This is a genomic window from Vibrio sp. 1F253 (assembly GCF_041439295.1).
GTDB lineage: Bacteria > Pseudomonadota > Gammaproteobacteria > Enterobacterales > Vibrionaceae > Vibrio > Vibrio tasmaniensis_A.
In genome coordinates this window covers 1-20655 of sequence record NZ_JBGONU010000045.1, presented here as the reverse complement: position 1 = coordinate 20655, position 20655 = coordinate 1, and the positions used below count along the sequence as shown (strand labels likewise).

16 protein-coding genes are annotated in these 20655 nt (G+C 45.3%); 1 reads left to right on the top strand and 15 read right to left on the bottom strand.

Annotated features, from left to right (window positions below):
* Positions 1-90 precede the first annotated feature (90 nt).
* From astD to ACED28_RS18300, 15 genes are all read right to left on the bottom strand, one after another.
* Positions 91-1548, bottom strand: coding sequence for a succinylglutamate-semialdehyde dehydrogenase (gene astD, locus ACED28_RS18370; RefSeq protein ID WP_371710431.1), 1458 nt, complete (start codon positions 1546-1548; stop codon positions 91-93).
* Positions 1549-1587: 39 nt separating this feature from the next.
* Positions 1588-2607, bottom strand: coding sequence for an arginine N-succinyltransferase (gene astA, locus ACED28_RS18365; RefSeq protein WP_029223029.1), 1020 nt, complete (start codon positions 2605-2607; stop codon positions 1588-1590).
* Between the two features lie 107 nt (positions 2608-2714).
* Complete coding sequence (locus tag ACED28_RS18360) at positions 2715-3926, bottom strand: aspartate aminotransferase family protein (RefSeq protein ID WP_009848916.1); 1212 nt, start codon at positions 3924-3926, stop codon at positions 2715-2717.
* A 464-nt stretch (positions 3927-4390) separates the two neighbouring features.
* A complete protein-coding gene (locus ACED28_RS18355) occupies positions 4391-4969 on the bottom strand; it encodes an aminodeoxychorismate/anthranilate synthase component II (RefSeq protein WP_009848915.1) in 579 nt (192 codons plus the stop codon).
* A 188-nt stretch (positions 4970-5157) separates the two neighbouring features.
* Positions 5158-7752 (bottom strand): ExeM/NucH family extracellular endonuclease, encoded by a 2595-nt coding sequence (locus ACED28_RS18350; protein WP_371710430.1) that lies wholly within the window; start codon positions 7750-7752, stop codon positions 5158-5160.
* Positions 7753-8136: 384 nt separating this feature from the next.
* Positions 8137-9153: a tryptophan--tRNA ligase gene (gene trpS, locus ACED28_RS18345; protein ID WP_017103608.1), complete on the bottom strand. Its 1017-nt coding sequence runs from the start codon at positions 9151-9153 to the stop codon at positions 8137-8139.
* 175 nt (positions 9154-9328) lie between these two features.
* Positions 9329-10015, bottom strand: a complete 687-nt coding sequence (locus tag ACED28_RS18340; RefSeq protein WP_371710429.1) for a phosphoglycolate phosphatase — start codon at positions 10013-10015, stop codon at positions 9329-9331.
* Positions 10016-10117: 102 nt separating this feature from the next.
* The gene (rpe, locus tag ACED28_RS18335) at positions 10118-10792 is read right to left on the bottom strand and encodes a ribulose-phosphate 3-epimerase (RefSeq protein WP_009848911.1); all 675 of its coding nucleotides are present in this window, start codon (positions 10790-10792) and stop codon (positions 10118-10120) included.
* Positions 10793-10980: 188 nt separating this feature from the next.
* Positions 10981-11841: a Dam family site-specific DNA-(adenine-N6)-methyltransferase gene (locus ACED28_RS18330; protein ID WP_012604942.1), complete on the bottom strand. Its 861-nt coding sequence runs from the start codon at positions 11839-11841 to the stop codon at positions 10981-10983.
* A gap of 69 nt (positions 11842-11910) precedes the next feature.
* Entirely contained in the window at positions 11911-13428 is a 1518-nt protein-coding gene (locus ACED28_RS18325; protein ID WP_122047188.1) for an SPOR domain-containing protein, read from the bottom strand.
* Positions 13429-13507: 79 nt separating this feature from the next.
* Positions 13508-14596, bottom strand: coding sequence for a 3-dehydroquinate synthase (gene aroB, locus ACED28_RS18320; RefSeq protein WP_371710428.1), 1089 nt, complete (start codon positions 14594-14596; stop codon positions 13508-13510).
* A 24-nt stretch (positions 14597-14620) separates the two neighbouring features.
* Positions 14621-15139 (bottom strand): shikimate kinase AroK, encoded by a 519-nt coding sequence (aroK, locus tag ACED28_RS18315; protein WP_009848907.1) that lies wholly within the window; start codon positions 15137-15139, stop codon positions 14621-14623.
* A gap of 176 nt (positions 15140-15315) precedes the next feature.
* On the bottom strand, positions 15316-17034 hold the full coding sequence (locus tag ACED28_RS18310) for a type IV pilus secretin PilQ (protein WP_017100004.1): 1719 nt from the start codon (positions 17032-17034) through the stop codon (positions 15316-15318).
* 35 nt (positions 17035-17069) lie between these two features.
* A complete protein-coding gene (locus tag ACED28_RS18305; RefSeq protein ID WP_135384704.1) occupies positions 17070-17588 on the bottom strand; it encodes a pilus assembly protein PilP in 519 nt (172 codons plus the stop codon).
* Positions 17575-18204 (bottom strand): type 4a pilus biogenesis protein PilO, encoded by a 630-nt coding sequence (locus ACED28_RS18300; protein WP_017100002.1) that lies wholly within the window; start codon positions 18202-18204, stop codon positions 17575-17577. Before ACED28_RS18300 ends, ACED28_RS18305 begins: the two co-directional genes overlap by 14 nt.
* Before the next feature lie 812 nt (positions 18205-19016).
* On the opposite strand from ACED28_RS18300, the gene ltrA reads away from it, so the two are divergent.
* Complete coding sequence (gene ltrA / locus ACED28_RS18295) at positions 19017-20489, top strand: group II intron reverse transcriptase/maturase (RefSeq protein ID WP_182796477.1); 1473 nt, start codon at positions 19017-19019, stop codon at positions 20487-20489.
* The last annotated feature ends 166 nt before the right edge of the window (positions 20490-20655 follow it).

Genomic DNA, 20655 nt, shown 5'->3' with positions numbered 1-20655 from the left:
TTACACAATCAATCAATCAATGAATCTGTTACTCATGAACCTAGAGCTCATAAGCTTATGATTCATCAAGTTAAAGCTTAAGAACCAAAACTACAGCTCAATACCTGGGCTAAACGTAGTTGGCAGTTGAGTTTCACCACCTTCCATTGACGCCATTGGGTAAGCACAGTAGTCAGCCGCATAGTAAGCACTTGGGCGTAGGTTGCCTGAAGCACCCGGGCCACCAAATGGTGCATCACCACTTGCACCTGTTAGCTGGCGATTACGGTTAACAATACCCGCACGGATATGGTCAACGAAGTATTCCCATTCGGAATCGTCGGTTGAAACTAGGCCTGCAGACAAACCAAAGCGCGTGTCATTAGCCAGTTCAACGGCTTGCTCTAGCGATTGGTAGCGAACCACTTGCAGTAATGGGCCGAAGTACTCTTCATCTGGCAACTCAGCAATGTTGGTTGCATCGATAATACCCGGAGAAACAAACGCCGCTTCGCCCGCTTTTGCTTCGACTAGGCTTACACCACCTAACGATTGCAGATTAGCTTGCGCGTCCAAAATGAACTTAGCCGCCGCTTCGGAGATTTGTGGGCCCATAAAGGGTGCTGGTTCTGCGAACGGATGATCAACACGAATCTTCAAGGTAGCCGCAACGAGCTTATCGAGCAGTTGTTCACCCTTCTCGCCAACAGGAACATACAAACGACGAGCACATGTACAACGTTGACCCGCACTGATGAAAGCCGATTGGATAATGGTATAAACCGTCGCGTCAGCATCACCAAATTGGTCACTGATCACCATCGGGTTGTTGCCACCCATCTCTAGCGCCAGCATCTTGCCCGGTTGACCCGCGAATTGACGGTGAAGGATATGACCGGTATTAGCACTACCCGTGAATAGCACGCCATCAAGACCTTTAGCATCAGCCAGTGCGATACCTGTCTCTTTAGCGCCTTGCACTAGGTTGATCACGCCAGCAGGAAGGCCTGCTTCTTGCCATAGCTTCATCGCAAACTCACCTGTCCAAGGTGTCTGCTCTGACGGCTTAAATACCACGGTATTACCCGATAGCAGTGCTGGAACAATATGACCATTAGGTAGGTGACCTGGGAAGTTGTAAGGGCCAAATACCGCCATAACGCCTAATGGACGATGACGCAGTACGATTTGGTTACCTGCCGCTTCACGCGAAGCTTCACCAGTACGTTCGTGGTATGCACGAATAGAGATAGCGATTTTACCCGCCATTGCGCCCGCTTCAGTGCGAGTTTCCCAAATCGGCTTACCCGTCTCTTTTGCAATAATCTGTGCAATCTCTTCGCTGTTCTCTTTTACCTTCTCAGCAAAGTTCAACACGATCGCTTCACGCTCTGCAAAGCTCAGTTTCTTCCAAACTAAGAACGCATCACGAGCCGCTGCTACTGCAGATTCAACCTGCGCTGGTGTTGCACTATCGCCTTGCCACACGACTTCATTGTTGTATGGGCTTACTGATGTCATGGCGTCGCCTTGACCTGCCACCCACTGTCCTGCTATCCACTGAGTCATACTTCTATCCTTAAAATCTTCGACAGATAATCGCCGCTCTTATTGAGCCAACATACGAACGAATTCGCCTTCTTTTACTTCAAGAGCGCTTGCTACTTCAGATGATAAAATCACTGTGTCGCTTGCTTGGTCATACGCGCCTTTCGCGGCTACTGCGCGGAAGTTCTCAAATGAGGTATTACCAATTAGGAAGTCTTTAGAGCTGGAGTGCTCTGCAATTTTCACCTGAGCTCGAATCGCATGACGCACTGATTCAATGTTTCTTAAATCACACTCAACCGTTGGGCCTGCATCAAAGATGTCGACATAACCACGGTTAGTGAAACCTTCACGTTCCAACAACTTAAGTGCTGGGCGTGTATTATCATGTACCTCTCCAATCACCGCCTGAGCCTCTTTGCTCAGTAGGTTCACGTAGATAGGCAGCTTCGGCATTAGGTCAGCAATGAAGCCTTTCTTACCGATACCAGTGAGGTAATCAGCAAGCGTGAAATCAATTGAGAAGAAGTGCTCTTGCAGCCATTGCCAGAAAGGTGAGTTACCTTCCGCATCCGATACACCACGCATCTCAGCAAAAATCGTTTTCGAGAAACGCTCTGGGTGCTCTGACATGATCAGGAAGCGACACTTCGACATCAAACGACCATTCAATCCACCACGGAAAGCTGGACGCAAGAACAGTGTGCAGATCTCACTGCATCCGGTGTAGTTATTGCCGAAAGTCAGTAGCTTAACGACGTTATTCACGCCAAGCTTTTGCGATGAGTGAACCACTTTGCTGATGTGGTAAGAGTAAAACGGAACATCCCAGCCAATTGAGGCTTCGATGCCTGTCGTGCCTGCAACTTCTCCTGTTTCAGTGTCGAAGCCAACCATTAGGTAGCCTTCATCACCGGGTTCAGTCACGTCTTGTTTAGCAAAGCTGTATTCAGAGTGAGTAATTCGGTTAGTTAACAGTTCTTCGTTAACCGGAAGAGATGTGAATCCGTGACCAGATTCAACCGCGCAGGTATGCAGCGCATCGTAATCAGATAATTTTATTGGGCGAACAACTAGCATCAATATTCCCTCCAGATGCAAAACAGACCCAAAACCAGAAGCTTGGGCCTTTAGCAGTACGTCATGGGATCGCTCTAATGGCGATCATTCCTATGACGCCGCTCAGGCTAAACTAGCGTAGCGATTGCTTTGTCTAGTTTTGATAAACCTTCTTCAATTTCTTGTGTTGTGATAACCAGTGATGGCGTAAAACGAACCACGTTTGCACCCGCAACCAGTACCATCAAGCCTTGTTCGCCTGCTGCTACTAGTACATCACGAGCACGACCTTGCCATGCTTCATTAAGCGCAGCGCCTAGCAATAGGCCTTTACCGCGAACTTCACTGAATATTTGGTATTTGTCGTTAATCTTAGCTAAACCATCACGGAATAGTGCTTCGCGTTCTTTCACGCCAGCCAACGTTTCAGGTTGGCTTACTACGTCAACAACGGCTTCAGCAACAGCACACGCCAGTGGGTTACCACCGTAAGTAGAACCGTGCGTACCCACTTTTAGGTGTGTCGCAAGTTCAGACGTTGTTAGCATTGCGCCAATTGGGAAACCACCACCTAGTGATTTCGCTGTGCTTAGGATATCAGGTGTCACACCTAGACCTTGGTAAGCGTAAAAGTTACCTGTACGGCCATTACCTGTTTGCACTTCATCAAAGATAAGCAGCGCATTGTGTTTGTCACACAGTTCACGAACCGTGTTCACGAACTCAGATGTTGGAGAGATGATACCGCCCTCGCCTTGCAGAGGTTCCATCATGATTGCACAAGTACGATCAGAGATGTGCGCTTCTAGCGCTGCAATATCGTTGTAAGGCAGGTGAGTTACATCGCCCGGTTTAGGACCGAAGCCATCAGAGTAAGCCTCTTGACCACCCACCGTTACGGTAAAGAAAGTACGACCGTGGAAACCTTGTTTGAATGCAATAATTTCAGATTTCTCAGGACCGTGAACATCCGCAGCCCAACGACGAGCTAGCTTCAATGCTGCTTCATTCGCTTCTGCGCCAGAGTTGGCAAAGAATACTTTTTCTGCAAAACATACGTCGGTTAGCTTTTTCGCTAGACGCAGCGCAGGTTCGTTGGTCATCACGTTACTTAGGTGCCAAATCTTGTTTGCTTGCTCAGTAACTGCGTTAACCATTGCCGGGTGACAGTGACCCAAACAGCTCACAGCGATACCACCAGCAAAGTCGATATACTCTCGGCCTTGTTGGTCCCAAACGCGTGCGCCTTCCCCTTTTACTGGGATCATTTCCATTGGGTTATAACAAGGCACCATCACCTCATTAAACAGACTACGTTCTACTTTATTTTCCACTGTCATCGTACATTCCTTCTCGATACCGCAAGCTTCGCAAATAAGCGTAATGGTTCATAAGTGAGACAAAGATATTTTGTCTCGCCATAATCCCGCTGCAGCATTATATTTACATTTAATTAACCTTTTCAATAGTAGATTATTCTTTAGCCATCCCTCACAACCAGCTAAACGTCACTACCTATGACTATTTATGCATCAATTAATCTGTTTTATGAAGCTTTTTTTACCTAAACGTATGACTAGTAATAGCAAAGCCTTACTGGCACAGCGGTATATAGGGTTCGAGAGGAAATAACGCGAATAATTTTGCATAGGCTAAAAACTTAGCGAAGCGAGAGAGAAATGTTATAAAAAGTGATCGGCGTCAGAGGGAGAGAGGCGTGTAAAGCCCGAATTTAAACGCTTAACGAATGGGCTGACAGGTTTAACTGGCTTATTTAGGCGGAGAAAGGGTCAAATTTAAACACTTAGCGTGCTAGGAAGTTAGCGAGAAGTTGGTGTCCCTGCTCTGTTTTAATCGACTCAGGGTGAAATTGTACGGCATCAATCGGCAAGGTTTTGTGTTGATAACCCATGATCTCATCCATGCTGCCATCTTCAAATTCCGTCCAAGAGGTCAATTCAAAGCAGTCAGGCAGCGTGCCATTTTTCACCACTAGAGAATGGTAACGTGTCACGGTTAGAGGGTTATTCAACCCCTGAAAAACACTCTTGCCATTGTGGCGGATGGGAGAGGTTTTACCGTGCATCACTTGTCTGGCTCGCACGACTTCACCACCAAAGACTTGAGCAATGGCTTGATGACCAAGGCACACACCTAAGATAGGCAACTTACCCACGAAGTGTTCAATGACTTGCAGAGAGATTCCCGCATCATCGGGCGTACACGGGCCCGGCGAGATAACAAGATGGCTAGGATTCAGCGCTTCGATACCTGCGATATCAATCTCATCGTTGCGAACAACTTTCACAGTGACCCCTAACTCACAGAAATACTGATACAAGTTATAGGTAAAAGAGTCGTAGTTATCGATGATAAGTAACATGGGTCGAAATCGTTTGCTAAATACTAAATGATTGGGAGATATAGGGGCGGTATTGTGCAATACCCATGGCGAAAGGCAAGTGGAAACTGCATTTCGCCAATAATTAAGGCCAACCTAAGTTGACCTTAATTGTTTACAGATAACTTTCAGTTACCTGTATCAACTGGCTTGCGCAGTTAACGATGTCACTACTTGCGACGACGCCACATTGCTAAGCCAAACAATGACATCAATGCACCTAAGCCGAATGAACCACCGACTTTAAGCTCAAGAACTGCCGGATCATGATCCGATGAACGGAAGTGATCTTGGTGCTTCGGCAGATCACCTTTGAACTCTTCGTTGTAATCAAGCAACTTCGATTCACCGCCATTGATGTGCCAGTCAGTCGCATCCACCACCATGTCTTTCAGGCTGTCGCTGATCAACAGGTGATCCAAAGCGCCAACCTCATCATTGTATGAGTAGCTCCAGCTGTCTGGGTGCTTTTGAGCCACAGCATTAATGTAGCCGTAGTTCTTAGTAATCACCGCACCGTTATCGCCAAACTGCTCGACACCGTCAATGTAGGTGTTACGCGCCGCTTTGATTTGCTTACCGTATTTCTCTTCAGAGTAATCCGTCAGTACCAGCATTGGGTCTTCCATGCCGTACGAGTTCATATCACCCAGAATCACTTTATGGCCTTTGATGCCATCTAGCGCTTCACCCAGTGCAACCGCAGCAGCCACACGGAAGTTCTCACATGAGCCTTGCTTATCGGCGTCAACACCACCTTGGCCGCCCTGTTCGACAGGGGCTGCATCTTCCCAACACTTAGAACCTTTCGATTTAAAGTGATTAATCGCAACGGTCAGTTTCTCTTTGGTGCCTTTCACTTTAAAAGTTGGCGCCAATGAGTCACGTTGATAGTTCTTACCGTCTTCAATCACCTTGCCTGAATCGTCTAACACTTCTGGCGCTTGTTGGCTTGGCATCGCGATAACACGACTGTCTTTAAGCTTAACCACTTTCTTACGGTAGATAACACCTGTTGTAATGACATCAGTACCAATCGAGTCCATCTCGTCGGTCACGCCATCTTCGTTCGAATCGACAGCCACAAAGGTATAGCGGTCTTTCTTACGCTCAATGCGGTCATTCAGTTGGTTAACAAGCTGCTGAATGGCAGAGCCTTCACCAAAACCGTTGTTCTCAATTTCCATCAAACCAATGATGTCGGCATCTAGACGAAGAATCGCGTTCACAATCTTCTCTTGCTGCATCTCAAACTCAGTGATGGTGTTCGCGCCACGGTTGTTGCCGTGTTGGTTCGCGTCACCGCCAAATGGAGAGTTAAAGTAGTTCAATACGTTGAAGGTCGCGATACGTAGATCACCTTCATCCATATCAGGCTTGTCAGTACGTGGGTCATTTCGGACAAAGTTCTCAGCCGAGATCTGGTTGGTTGTCACTAAGCGATACTCGCCGTAGCTGTAAGTCAGCACGCCTTCTAGGCCAACAATGGTGTCATCAATACGGATGTAGTCTTCTGTTGAACCATCTTGGTCAATATCGGTACGGCCAAAGTCTGGGTAGAAAGGAACCTGTCCGTCACCGGCTTTTTGATCGGTTTCAACAAAAAGACGACGGTCTGCGTTATCTTTAGTTTGCTGTTTCGCATCTTCAGAGCCTGCTGCAGATAACTGGTTCGGCTGCATGTTAATACGCTCATGGGCCAGTACCATGTTGTTACGACGACCTGCGTAATCATAACCAAAGGTACGCGTTACACGCATATCAAGCGCTTCGGTTGCTTTCACCAACATGCCTTCATGGCGTTCAAGCGTTACAGCGAAGTTCTCGTCACGGTCTAAGGCTTCAATTGCTGTCGCTTCAGGCGCTTGTTGCTCGCCCTGCTTAAGCCATTGGTTGTTTTCAACTTTAAGCTGAGTATGACTGTAATACTCTTGAACCTTACCTTTCACACACACGACATCGCCCGCAGCCAGTTCTGAACTCGATTGATTGGTGTGGATAAATAGACCTTCAGAAGTGCTTGAATTAAAGTCATCCTCAAGTGCTTGCAGGTAGAAACCTTTGGTTATGCCAGTAGTGACTGCACTTACCACACCTTTGACGAAGTATTCATCGTCAGTGATGTATGGATAGCCATCAATGAACGGTGATGTTGCGCCTTCACCTTGGATCTCTTGAATAGTCGTGAATACAGGAGCAGAGCCATCTTGTGTACAGGCAAACGCGTCAGGCAACTCTACATTGTCTAGTGAACCTAGCCCTTCAATACTGTCCTTAGGTAACGATACCCATTGCGAAGCATCAAACGTCGCAGAAGGTGTTTGTTTAGCACGAACCAAAGTAACATCTTTCCCCCAGTCCACATCGCCCATCAAACCGACAACATCGTGCACCGAACCATCTGAATTCAAGATAGCCAGCGGATCGTCACCATTGTGATTAGCAATCGACGCGTTAAGAATATCAGCCGCCACTTTAATTTCGTTACTTGCGCTGGTGTGCGCAACCACAAGTACTTCACCGGGCGCTAAAACGTGGCCATTCAAAGGTAAAGTGGCGCCCCATGATCCATTACCATTCGCAGACTTCGCCAACGAGTAACCATCTAAATTAATGCTGCTATCGCCGTTATTGGCAATCTCAACCGCTTTGTTATAGCTGCCGCCTTCCACATATTGTGAAATAAACAAATCAGCGTGTGCGCTTGTGGTTAACAAGCTACCAATTGCCACTGCTAGCAATGAAGGTTTATGTAAAAGAGCCATCCGTTTCACCTAAGTTCATCGATTTATAGTCACTGCCATCTATGGGCAGTCATGTATTTTGTGGTAACTATCAGGTTTATTTATGAAAGGAATAAGTCAGTTGGCAAGAAAATGAGGAACTTATCACTTTGGAATCATCAATTGTTTGGCACGTTTTATATTTCCAACATATATAGAAACAAGAGTGACTTTATAAAACTTGAGGATGCCAAATAAGATCACCTGCACAGCATTAGTATGATGAATGTGTTAGCTAGATAATGCTTAAATTATCAATTCAAACAAGAGATTTACTGGGAAAGTAAATGGAGCGGGCAATAAAAAGCCCAAAGTAAACAAAGTCACTTTGGGCTTGAATTTCTAAACGAGTCGTTTTAGTTCACTCTATGGGCGAGTAACAAAACCTACCGCTTCGTATGCTTTTTTCAGTGTTACTGCAGCACGCTCAGACGCTTTTTCAGCACCCGCTTTCATTACTGCATCCATGTAAGCACGGTCAGCACGGATACGGTGGTATTCAGATTGAATCGGCTCAAGCATTTCAACTAATGCTGCGCCTACGTCTTTCTTGAATGGACCGTACATCTCAACGCCTTGGTATTGCGCTTCGATCTCTTCGAAGGTTTTACCCGTCGCTGCTGAGTAAAGACCCATTAGGTTAGAGATACCCGCTTTGTTTTCCCAATCGTGGGCAATACGTGGTGGCGTTTCTGCATCGGTTTGCGCTTTGTTGATCTTCTTGATGATCGACTTAGGCTCTTCTAGCAGAGTAATCACGTTCTTACGGTTGTCATCCGACTTAGACATCTTCTTCGTCGCATCTTGCAGGCTCATTACACGTGCATTCACTGTTGGAATGTAAGGTTCTGGAACTTGGAAGATTGGCGTTTCAGGACCGTAGATGTTGTTAAAGCGATTTGCGATATCACGCGCTAGCTCTAAATGTTGTTTCTGGTCGCTACCTACTGGCACCTGGTGAGCACCGTAAAGCAGGATGTCTGCAGCCATCAACACTGGGTAGTCGTATAGGCCTACGTTTACGTCATTTGAGTGACGTGCAGACTTATCTTTAAACTGAGTCATACGGCTCAGTTCACCCATTTGTGTGTAACAGTTAAGAAGCCAACCAAGTTGAGCATGCTCTGGTACGTGTGACTGAACAAATAGAGTGCTCTTCTTTGGATCAACACCGACAGCAAGACAGATTGCTAATGCGTCTAGAGTCGCTTCATGCAGTGCTTTCGGGTCTTGACGAACCGTAATTGCGTGAAGGTCTACAACACAGTATTGGCAATCGTAATCATCTTGCATCTGTTGCCATTGACGTAGAGCACCCAAGTAGTTACCGATACTTAGTTCACCAGATGGTTGAACACCACTCAATACGATGGGCTTGCTCATGGTTTTAATTCCTTTGCTTGTTAGCTAAGCTCGTTAACTTAGTTTCTTAACCTAGTATCTGAAAAACTTAGCTTCTTAACTTTAAAATAGAAAGCCGTACAGCTCTTCTATACGGCTCATCCAGTGTACTCATTGATAAGTATTTTGCTAGTAGGTTAGCTAACTTTTATCCGCTTTATGCTGAAACTAGAACGACATCTAGTAATTGCGCAATATTGTCTGCGACATAGTCAGGGTTTGATACTGAAATCGACTCACCGTGGTTGTAGCCGTATGTCAGACCAAACGAGTGACAGCCGGCATTCTTAGCCGCTTTGATGTCATTGCTTGAATCGCCAACCATCAGCATCTCTTCAGCTTTTACATTGTGTTTTTCTAGCAACCAGTTCAGCGCGACTGGATTCGGCTTTTTCTCTGGGAAAGAGTCGCCGCCCAACACATCAACAAAGTACTTATCGATACCGTGTTGCGCCAGAACGGCTGGTACAAATTTCGATGGCTTGTTTGTTACAAGCGCCATGGTGAAGCCCGCTTTATCCAACTCAGCTAACGTTTCTTTTACTGATGGGTAAAGGTGGCTCAGCTTATGGCCACTCTGCTCGTAAAAATCATCAAACAAGATACGCGCTTTCTTTAGCAGTTCAGGCTCTAGGTTTGGATCAACCGTCAAGTTGCGGCTCAGTGAGCGCCCGATAAGAACGTCAGCACCATTACCCACGTAGTCGCGAACTTGCTCTTCGCTTACAGAAGAAAAACCCAGTTCCTGACAAGCCTGATCGGCGGCAATAGCCAAATCAGGCACGCTATCTAACAAGGTTCCATCCAAATCAAAGGCAATCAGTTTTATTGAGCTTAATGACATCTTACTTTCCTATTTATTATGTCCGTCTTATGAGTTGAGCTCCAAGACGTAAAAAAGGGGCCAATGAGCCCCTTAATATTCAATCTATCTGTAGTTTTACGATTATGCGTTTACTTTTGCAAGCTCTGAACGCATCTCATCAATCACTTCTTTGTAATCCGGTTGATTGAAGATAGCAGAACCGGCAACAAACATGTCTGCGCCCGCTTCTGCGATTTCACGGATATTATCTACCTTCACGCCACCATCAATTTCAAGACGGATATCACGGCCTGATTCGTCAATAAGTTTACGAACTGCGCGCAGCTTATCAAGTGTGTGAGGAATGAAAGATTGACCGCCAAAGCCAGGGTTCACTGACATCAGTAGAATCATGTCGACTTTGTCTAGGATGTAATCAAGGCAAGAAAGTGGCGTAGCTGGGTTAAGTACGACACCCGCTTTACAGCCGTGTTCTTTGATTAACTGTAGAGTGCGATCAACGTGCTCAGACGCTTCAACGTGGAAGGTAATCATTGATGCGCCAGCTTTGGCAAACTCAGGTACGATGCTGTCTACTGGCTTAACCATTAGGTGAACATCGATAGGAGCTGTGATGCCGTAGTCGCGCAATGCTTTACAGATCGGTGCACCAAAAGTCAGGTTAGGTACGTAGTGGTTATCCATCACATCGAAGTGCACAACGTCGGCACCGGCTGCGAGTACTTTTTCGACGTCTTCACCAAGACGAGCAAAATCTGCAGACAAAATCGATGGAGCGATTAGAAAATCTTTCATACCAAACCTCTTAAGAGTGAGTAAATTGCGAATATCACCGCCTTGTGACCTCTCATACACAAGTACAAGACTCAATCCCAAGACTATTTGGTGTGCAATTCTACCTAAGCACCTAAGCAGATCCTAGCAGTTCGAAAGATTAGTTTAAGAAAGTACCCGTGGGTCACTCAATTTAATGAGTTCGAGGATTATTCTGACGACGACAATTCTGTTGAAGCGTGTTGCTGGTTTTTCTCTTTATGGAAAAGCGCCAGTAACTCATCAACTTTATTGCGCCCTGCGCCATTACGGCTAATGGTGCGCTTAACCTTGACCACGTTCAGTTCCGCACCATGGTATAAACGGCGCGTTAAGGTGGTGTCATGGTTTGAAATCAAGACAGGAATATCGCGTTCCATCGCCGCTTTTTCAGCGACATCCGCCAGTGCAGCTTGGTCATCTAAGCTAAAACCATTACCTGCGTAAGAGGTAAAGTTAGCCGTGTTCGACAGCGGTGCGTATGGAGGATCACAGTAAACCACGCAACCTTTACGCGCGCGGCTAAAGGTTTCATGGTATCCCTCACAGACGAAGGTGGCTTTTTTCGCTTTCTCAGCAAAAAACTCTAGCTCGGCTTCAGGGAAATAAGGTTTTTTATAAGAACCAAACGGAACGTTAAAACCGCCCTTCTTGTTGTAACGACACAAGCCATTGAAGCCAAATCGGTTCATGTACAAGAAAGCTAACGAGCGATACATAACGTTATCTGTACCATTGAACTCAGCGCGAACATCTAAGAACACTTCTCTACGGTTATTCTCCGGACAGAACCAACGCTTCGCTTCAGTGATATAGGTTTCAGGATCGGTTTTAAGTAGATTGTATAGGTTGATAAGATCAGGATTAATATCTGCAAGTAGGTACTGTTCAAAATCAGTATTCAGAAATACTGATCCGGCACCGACAAACGGTTCTACCAATTTACGAGCAGGTGGCAGGTGACGTTGGATGTCTTCAACTAGGCCATATTTACCACCAGCCCATTTTAGAAAGGCACGCTGCTTTTTCATTTACTGCTCTATCTATCAACTCAAAAATAAGGCTGCGGAATGTAACATATTTTGAGGCTAAGCTCAGGGTTATTTCGCACGTTCTATCTCTCGATGCACTTGATTCATCGATTTTGCCCAAGGTTCCAACTGTTGAAGTGGTTTTGATAACGCACTTGCCGCATCTCGCGCCACTTGAATCGTTGGGTAATCTTGATAAGTGATAATAAACCACTTGGTGTCGTTACGAAGTGTTGGGTAAATACGAACCTTGTTCTCAAGCTCATACTCTTCAATGAAAGATTGTACATCTTCCAATGATGTCATCGCACTCAACTGCAGGGTATAAGCGCGCGGCGAGATAGCTTGTAGCTCTTCGCGTGCAAATGAAAATGTGATTTTTTTTGTCGGAGGTGCTGATTGTGTTAGCTCTGAACCTTCATTCGTTGCCGGCAATGACTCACGTTCCACAACATCAGGCTGCGGGAGAACGACTGCATCTGTCTTTTCTTCAACTACAGCTTCAATTGCACTGGTATCAACACTCTCAGATTTATCATCAAGCAAAGCATCGACCACATCAGAGGTGATCACCACACGTTGCTGATCTTGTTCTACCTGACCAACACTGGCTGTCTCTTCAACCACGACCGGCGGCAGAGAAGAGCTGTCATCGTCAGCACCTTGATAACTCATATCAACTTCGGCTTCAGAATCGACAGTTCCGTCGATTGTGGCTTGCTCAGTTACATTTTCCACTTCCAACGTTGGAATAACTGTCTGCTCAATAGGGGCGATAATAGATTGCGCTTTATCGTCAGGCGTTGGTTGATTAAACATCCACCAGTAACCGCCGCCGATAACAAGCAACAACAACGCCACCACAATCGCAATATTGATAGGTGAACCAATGATTGAGCGAATAATAATCCTTTTTTCCACTTTCAATTCTCCTAAGGCCATTAGCTCACCGGGCAAAGGTTGCGCTTTTTTAAATGCATTTCGCACCCGAGATTCTGACTCATCATCGACATATCGAATCACCAGTGACTCAAAGAAATGTTCAGCTTCTGGTTGCGAAAGATCATCGATCTCAAGGGCGATAGGTTTGTGCGGCTGACCGTAACTAAGTCGTGTTAATAGCGTGTCTAGGTGACCAGTTTGCGAGAACAGAACGATATTAATCGTCCATTGAGGGTTTGATTGAGATTCAAGTACCAACATCCATAATTCTGATACCAGTAGCTCAGACAATCGGTGGGCGTCATCAATGACAATAAGCACATTACACGTATCTCCATCCAGTAACCTAGCAAGGCTATCAGATAAAGAATCATGTTGATTAAAGAGTGGGTCAGAAACAATCTGACTAAGAATAAGTGCGCGGCGCTGTTGATCGTCTTGGCTTGGGTGACAAAGCAGTAAACACTGATTTTTTTCTGTCGACCATGCTTCAAGATAACGCTGAGCTAACCAAGATCGGCCAGAACCCGTTTTACCAGCAACATTTACAAAGTTTGAACCAAAGTTAGTTAAAAGCTGTAAACGCTCTAGCAACTCAACTTGAGACTCTAACTCCAATACTCTTAAATCATGAGCCAAACTCATTGGGGATCCCTACTGATAAGTTCGATCTGTAAAGCGCTTCAGTTGCCTAACTTTTAGCTAGGCAACCTCACAACCGAATTTAAAGAGTACGGCAGAAATCAATCGCTTGTTTAATGATGTCTTGAGGTACATCAGCAACCACTTCAGCAGTACCAATACTTGTTGGTAATACCAGACGCAACTGACCAGACAGCACTTTTTTATCGCGCATCATGTGCTTCATAAAGTCTTCAAAAGACATGCTTTCTGGCGTATGGATTGGTAGTTTCGCATTCTTGAGTATAGAAATAATTCGCTCAAGTTGCTGCTGAGAAATCAGTCCCTGTAATTGGGCGGTTTTTGCTGCCATTACAGTGCCTGACGACACAGCTTCACCATGTAGCCAATTACCATAGCCTAGTTCTGCTTCAATCGCATGACCAAATGTATGACCTAGGTTCAATAACGCTCTGATTCCTGACTCTTTTTCATCGATAGCAACCACTTCAGCCTTAATTGCACAACAACGAGCAATCGCGGTAATCAGTGCGTCTTCATCAAGTTGATACAGTTTCTCTAGATTCTGTTCCAACCAGCCCAAAAAGGCTTCATCGTAAATGATGCCGTATTTGATCACCTCAGCCATACCCGCTGCAAACTCACGCTCTGGAAGCGTTGATAGGCAGTTAGTATCGATGATGACAGATTTTGGTTGGTAAAAAGCGCCGATCATATTCTTGCCAAGGGGATGGTTCACTGCCGTTTTACCACCTACAGAGGAGTCCACTTGAGAAAGAAGGGTCGTCGGGATTTGAATGAAATCAATACCGCGTTGATAACAAGAAGCAGCAAAACCAACCAAATCACCGATAACACCACCACCTAAAGCAATCACCACCACATCGCGGCTGTAATTTCCTTCAAGCATGTAGCTCATCACTGAATTGAACGTTTCAAGGTTTTTGTACTGTTCACCGTCTGGCAGCTCGAGAAGAGATGTTTGACAGCCGACTTGATCCAATAGCGATAAAATTTTATCAGCATAAAGAGGCGCTACTGTCACATTACTGATAACAACAACTTTCTGCTTACCTGATAAAAAAGAAAGGTACGCCGGGTCTTCAAATAACCCGGCGCCAATAGAGATAGGGTAGCTACGCTCAGCTAGATTGACCGTAATCCGTTCCATGGGTTTGCTCTCCGAAAAATGAACTTAACGTTCTTCTAGCATTTTTACGATCTGGTTGGCTACCACTTTTGCACTTTGGTCGTCAGTACGAACTGTGTAGTCCGCCACTTCTTCGTATAGTGCGTTGCGAGATACAGCTAGATCTTCTAGCACATCACGCGGGTTGTCTGTTTGAAGTAGAGGGCGTTTCTTGTCGCGGTTAGTGCGAGCAAGTTGCTTTTCAATTGTTGTCTCTAGGTATACAACAATGCCTCGTGCAGATAGACGGTTACGGTTTTCTTTGCTCAGCACTGAACCACCACCTGTCGCAAGAACAATACCTTGTTCTTCTGTCAGATCGTTGATTACAGATTCTTCGCGCTTACGGAAACCATCTTCGCCCTCAACATCAAAAACCCATGCGATGTCTGCGCCAGTGCGCTCTTCGATCACAGTGTCAGAGTCTAGAAACTCCATATGAAGTTGGGAAGCTAGGTGTCTACCAATTGTACTTTTGCCGGCGCCCATTGGGCCAACAAGAAAAATATTGCGTTTCTCAGCCATGTTTTTAGCAGTAATTTACAACGTTAATTCAATGACATCGCCACAAGGTAGGTCAGTACAAGTACTGAAATTAAAAGGCCCGTGGCACCGATTCCTCACAGATAATTCGTGATAAGACCCGAAATTATCAAGGTTAGGTGCCACTAATGCAACTTTATTTTTAATCTAATTGCTCATTACTGAATCACAACTTTAGGTGTAACAAAAATAAGTAGTTCACTTTTGCCTACATTTTCATAGCTACGACGGAACAATGCGCCAAGAACAGGAAGGTCTCCTAACAGTGGAACTTTATCAACTTGGCTGCTCACACTGTGTTGAAAAATACCACCCAACACGACCGTTTCACCATTATTAACAAGCACTTGCGTACCAATTCTTTGCGTATCAATAGCGACCGCTTCACCGGTGCCGGTTTTCACCACTTGCCCTGGCCTATCTTGAGTCACGCTCAAATCCAATACCAAACGATTATCGGGGGTGATCTGCGGAGTCACCTTGAGACTCAATACCGCTTTCTTAAATGCGACTGAAGTAGCACCACTTGAAGAAGACTCTAAATAAGGGATTTCAGTACCTTGCTCAATATAAGCGGGTTTTTTATTGGTGGTAATTAAGCGTGGGCTAGAAATAATCTCTGCTTTCGACTCTTGTTGCAGTGCTGACAATTCAAGATCAAGCAAGGTATCAGAACCCAGCTTGGCTACCTGAAACGCAATACTCGACGCGCTCGGGGAAGTTGCTCCTAAATTAACGTTGAGGAAATCGTCAATCGCACTATTCCCACCATTGTCGTCATACGGCGTAATTTGCGATGGATGGTTGCCCTCTATCGAGCCGCCAACTTTGAAGCTTCCGTTAGTCGAGGAAACGCCCCAACGCACTCCTAGTTCATCAAGATTACCCTCAGTAACAGTGACAATACGTGCTTCTATCTGAACTTGCTTCACGGGAATGTCTAGCGATTCAATAATGCCTCGTATCACCGCAATGTTTTCTTCCAATTCACGGATCAACAGGGAGTTAGTTCGCTCATCAATGGTAATCGAGCCTCGCTCGGACAACATGCTTACCGCCCCTTCCCCACCAATCATGTCGGCAATGTCGGTGGCTTTGGCAAAGTTAATCTTGATGATTTCCGACTTGAGTTCACCTAGCTCTTCTTCCAAACGAGATTTCTCTAGCGCTTGTTGCTCTCTAAGGTCGAGCTCAGCTTTAGGTGCCACCAAGATAACGTTGCCATCAACACGCTTATCCAACCCCTTAACTTGCAAGATAATGTCGAGAACTTGCTGCCAAGGCACACCATCTAAACGTAAAGTCAGATTACCCGTGACTGAATCAGAAACAACGAGATTGAAATCGTTGTAATCAGCAATAAGCTGCAAAACATTACGTACAGGGATATCTTGGAAGTTAATCGATATCACCTTGCCTTCTTTTTCTAAAACATTTTTCTCTATTGTCACTTCATCAATAGTAGGCCTACTGATCATTACCTCAATAAAGCGACCTTTTAAGTTGTATTCATATTGATAGTCACCAGCGATCGTTGCCAACAATCGCGTACTGGGCGTTTCCTTATACACCTCAATACCTTCAACTGAGGTCGCGAAGTCCTTCACATCCAGGAGGTAAAGCTTATCGTCATTCACCTGAGTATTGAGTAACTCGATACTTAAACCTTCCTGAGCACGTTGAACATCCACCACAGCAGTGCTGGTTGCCAATTCGATAATGATGACGGCGTCTTTCTCCTTGTTGACCCTAAAATCAATATTTTCCAATTGATTTGGCAAGCTCTCGGCATAGCTGAACACGCTAACCACCAACATCACAGACACAGCAAAACCTTGTAGAGCCTTGCTCACTAATCCACTTATTCCTTTAATCATATTTACATCTCATATCCACATCATGTGACATTGGTTTACTTCAGAGCGAGCCTAACGTTGCGCTTATGCCAACAACCTAAACCATCTGGAAGAGTTTCATTAATCTGTACATACTGGCTCGTCACCTTAGTAACTCGACCATTGTTTAAGCCAATAAACTGACCTTTTTTCACATTGACCACGTTCCCTTTTGGGGTTTGTACTAACCCTGAAACGCTTGTTCCACTGCCCATTACGCCTCTTAAACGCAGCTTACTCAGCGGGTATTTTTCTAGCTTGCCATTGCGAGAGCGTGCGCTTGGTTGCCAACAGTCTTTCTTCACCAAGGGTTGGTTTTGTACGATGGCTTCTTTAGGGAGCTCAAAGGGAGGACGAAAGGCGTGGCGTTGATAAGTTGCGGCTAAGAACTCCGTTTCTGGGACAAGTTTTTCTACCTCTTTTCTCGCCTTAGCTTCAACTTGCCTCACAAAATCTTCTAACGAATCCTGATTGGATTTACAGCCTGAAAGCACAAGCAGTAACAATAGGGACAAAAGGGCGCTACTGAATTTCATCATTCACCTCCGATTTAAACTGATAGGTGTAAGCTCGAACCCTGAAATGTAGCGTGCTACTTTCTTGACTGACTCGCTGCCAATTCACATCATCGAAGCTAATAATGCGCGGCAGTTTCGCGATGGCCGCGGAGAAATCGCCAATCTCGTGGTAATCACCGGTTAGCTCAATATTGAGGGGTAACCGATAGAGGAATTCCTTGTTCTGCTTTTGCCCCCAATCAATGCGCGTAAAGGTCAGCGCATTATCCAAACCAAGTTCATTCACTGAGGCCAACATACTGGCGAGCTCCTTTTGAACGGGTAGTTGTTCTAACAGATAGTCGTAGCGACTGGTTAGCTCATCCAACTGACTCTGAAGCTTAGGCAAAGCCGCAACCTTGTTCGCTTTTATCCTTAACGTTGCTTTCAAAGTCTGCTCTTGCTGCTTCATCTGCTGCAGTTCATCGTCTAAAGGCAGCAAATACAGCCAAGTCCCGACACCTTGGATTAATATCATCAGCAACAGAATAACGAGCAGTTGGGGCAACAACGGCCATTCGGTGATCTCATCAGCATCGAGATCTTGCAAGCTCACACTATTTTGCCAGCTAATCCTACTTTGAAGGTTAGCCATGATTTGCCCGTGCGACGTGAAGTCGTATGAAGCGTTGTTCACCACGAAAGCGTGAACCATCTGTATCACCAGATGACCCTATGGCTCTGAATAAAGTAGCGAGCCAGACAATGTAACGAAGTCAAGTAACTACTTGGCGGGAAGTAAATCGTGAGAAGAACTTCCTCCTGACAACCACAAATCGGGTGAGTGCTAGGGAGTCAGTATGATGAACATATGTGAATCCATTTAGTGCGACATGAAGTCGTATGAATCGTTGTTCGCCACGAAAAGAGCGAACCATTTGTATCACCAAATGACCCTACGGCTCTGAATAAAGAAGCGAGCCTGACAATGTAACAAAGTCTATCTGATGGACGGGAACTGAATCGCGAGAGGAAGATCCTCCTGATAACCACATAAATCGGGTAAGTGCTAGGGAGTCAGTATGATGAACAGAAGTGAATCCACGTCAGATGCGTAATTTCACAAGCAGCGGAAGTGGTTTAGACGCTGTAGCTAAATAAGCAACGAGAGTAGGAAAGAAGTTTGTGTGTATTCTTTCGTGATCGAAATGCTCTCCGCATTATAGTGGGCATCTACCCTGACATTACGAGACATACGGAACATACGGAACATGGTAAGCCTGTATCACTCCCTCTGGGAAAGCCTATGTGGCCGATAGTGATGCAGGTAAAGGAGGTTGGAGAAAGCGAAAGCTGGATTGTAATGATGCAGATACAGGCACATGCCTGATCACGAAAGTGAGCCCACTTCCAACTGGTCTCCCGTTGCGAGAGAGTTTGAAGAACTTTATTAAGGAAGAAAAGCAAATGATGATTTCGAACGAGATTAGTGCATCTTCTGACAGTGCACAATGGCAATCCATTAACTGGAAGGCTGTGGAGGCGCATGTCTTAAAGCTCCAAATGCGTATCGCAAAGGCAACTAGAGAAGGTAATCACGGTAAAGCAAAAGCCTTACAGTGGATACTAACCCATTCTCGTTCAGCAAAACTTCTTGCTGTTAAGCGAGTATCTCAAAACAAAGGTAGTAAAACGCCTGGAATAGATGGCGTGCTCTGGAATACAGATGCACGTCGCATGAATGCAGTGAATCAATTGAGTCGAAAAGCTTATCAAGCTAAACCACTCAAGCGTATCTACATCCCTAAAAAGAACGGTAAGCTTCGACCACTTGGTATTCCTTGTATGGCAGATAGAGCGCAACAAGCACTCCACCTCCTTGCTTTGGAGCCTATCTCGGAAACAATTTCAGACCCAAATAGTTACGGCTTCAGACCAAACCGAAGCACTACTGATGCAATAGCGCAGTCTTTCTTATGCTTGGCTCAAAAGAAGGCAGCTAAATGGGTTCTTGAAGGAGATATTAAATCCTGTTTTGATAAAATCGGGCACCAATGGCTTCTTGATAACATCGCTGTAGACAAGCGTATGTTGGAACAATGGTTGAAGTCTGGTTTTGTAGATAAAGGGTTGTTTTATCGTACGGAAGAAGGCACGCCACAAGGTGGCATAATTTCTCCAACATTAATGCTAATCACTCTCGCAGGGCTTGAACAACAAATAAAGTCCTTGGCTCTTAAGAAGAAAGCAAGAGCCAACTTTATTGGATACGCTGATGATTTTGTTGTCACTTGTACATCAAAGGATGTATTAGAGAACGACATAAAGCCATTGATTACTGAATTTCTACTAGAAAGAGGTCTAACACTTTCCGATGAAAAAACACGCACAACTCATATTGATGATGGATTCGATTTTCTAGGGTTTAACCACAGAAAATACAAAGGAAAGCTACTCATAAAACCGAGTAAAACCAATGTACTGTCATTCTTAAGTAACTTGCGTAGACTCATCAAAACTCACGCAACGATCCCCGTAAATAACCTTATCAAAATGATAAACCCCAAAATACGGGGATGGGCGAATTACTATCGCCACTGTGTTGCTAAACGAGTTTTCGGATACGTTGGACACCAACTATTCCAAGCATTATGGCTCTGGGCTATTAGGCGTCACCCAACTAAATCAAAAAGTTGGGTCACCCATAAGTACTTCATCAACCGAAAAGGCCAATGGCAATTTCACGGTTGGCAGAAGATAATGAATATGGATTGTCAGTTCAATCTATTTCAAATAGCCAAAGTATCAATAGAAAGACATGTGAAAATCCGAAGTGCCGCAACGCCATTTGACCCTCAGCACCAAGAATACTTGGCGAAGAGAAAATTCAAAAGGAAAGCTCGCAACTCTTGGAACGATCCTGTTTTAACTGCTTTATAAGTTGCTGGGTATCAAACGATGCCTTTGCGGAGGCTTGAGCCGTATGCAGTGAAAGTTGCACGTACGGTTCTTAGGGAGACGGCACTTGGTAACAAGTGTCGTCCACCCGACAGGTGCGTCACATGAGAAGCAGCGGAAGTGGTTAATACGCTGTGGCCAAAAGGCA

Coding starts and splice junctions, on each gene's coding strand:
- astD (WP_371710431.1), bottom strand. CDS start 1,548: ATGACTCAGTGGATAGCAGGACAGTGGGTGGCAGGTCAAGGCGACGCC.
- astA (WP_029223029.1), bottom strand. CDS start 2,607: ATGCTAGTTGTTCGCCCAATAAAATTATCTGATTACGATGCGCTGCAT.
- ACED28_RS18360 (WP_009848916.1), bottom strand. CDS start 3,926: ATGACAGTGGAAAATAAAGTAGAACGTAGTCTGTTTAATGAGGTGATG.
- ACED28_RS18355 (WP_009848915.1), bottom strand. CDS start 4,969: ATGTTACTTATCATCGATAACTACGACTCTTTTACCTATAACTTGTAT.
- ACED28_RS18350 (WP_371710430.1), bottom strand. CDS start 7,752: ATGGCTCTTTTACATAAACCTTCATTGCTAGCAGTGGCAATTGGTAGC.
- trpS (WP_017103608.1), bottom strand. CDS start 9,153: ATGAGCAAGCCCATCGTATTGAGTGGTGTTCAACCATCTGGTGAACTA.
- ACED28_RS18340 (WP_371710429.1), bottom strand. CDS start 10,015: ATGTCATTAAGCTCAATAAAACTGATTGCCTTTGATTTGGATGGAACC.
- rpe (WP_009848911.1), bottom strand. CDS start 10,792: ATGAAAGATTTTCTAATCGCTCCATCGATTTTGTCTGCAGATTTTGCT.
- ACED28_RS18330 (WP_012604942.1), bottom strand. CDS start 11,841: ATGAAAAAGCAGCGTGCCTTTCTAAAATGGGCTGGTGGTAAATATGGC.
- ACED28_RS18325 (WP_122047188.1), bottom strand. CDS start 13,428: ATGAGTTTGGCTCATGATTTAAGAGTATTGGAGTTAGAGTCTCAAGTT.
- aroB (WP_371710428.1), bottom strand. CDS start 14,596: ATGGAACGGATTACGGTCAATCTAGCTGAGCGTAGCTACCCTATCTCT.
- aroK (WP_009848907.1), bottom strand. CDS start 15,139: ATGGCTGAGAAACGCAATATTTTTCTTGTTGGCCCAATGGGCGCCGGC.
- ACED28_RS18310 (WP_017100004.1), bottom strand. CDS start 17,034: ATGATTAAAGGAATAAGTGGATTAGTGAGCAAGGCTCTACAAGGTTTT.
- ACED28_RS18305 (WP_135384704.1), bottom strand. CDS start 17,588: ATGAAATTCAGTAGCGCCCTTTTGTCCCTATTGTTACTGCTTGTGCTT.
- ACED28_RS18300 (WP_017100002.1), bottom strand. CDS start 18,204: ATGGCTAACCTTCAAAGTAGGATTAGCTGGCAAAATAGTGTGAGCTTG.
- ltrA (WP_182796477.1), top strand. CDS start 19,017: ATGATGATTTCGAACGAGATTAGTGCATCTTCTGACAGTGCACAATGG.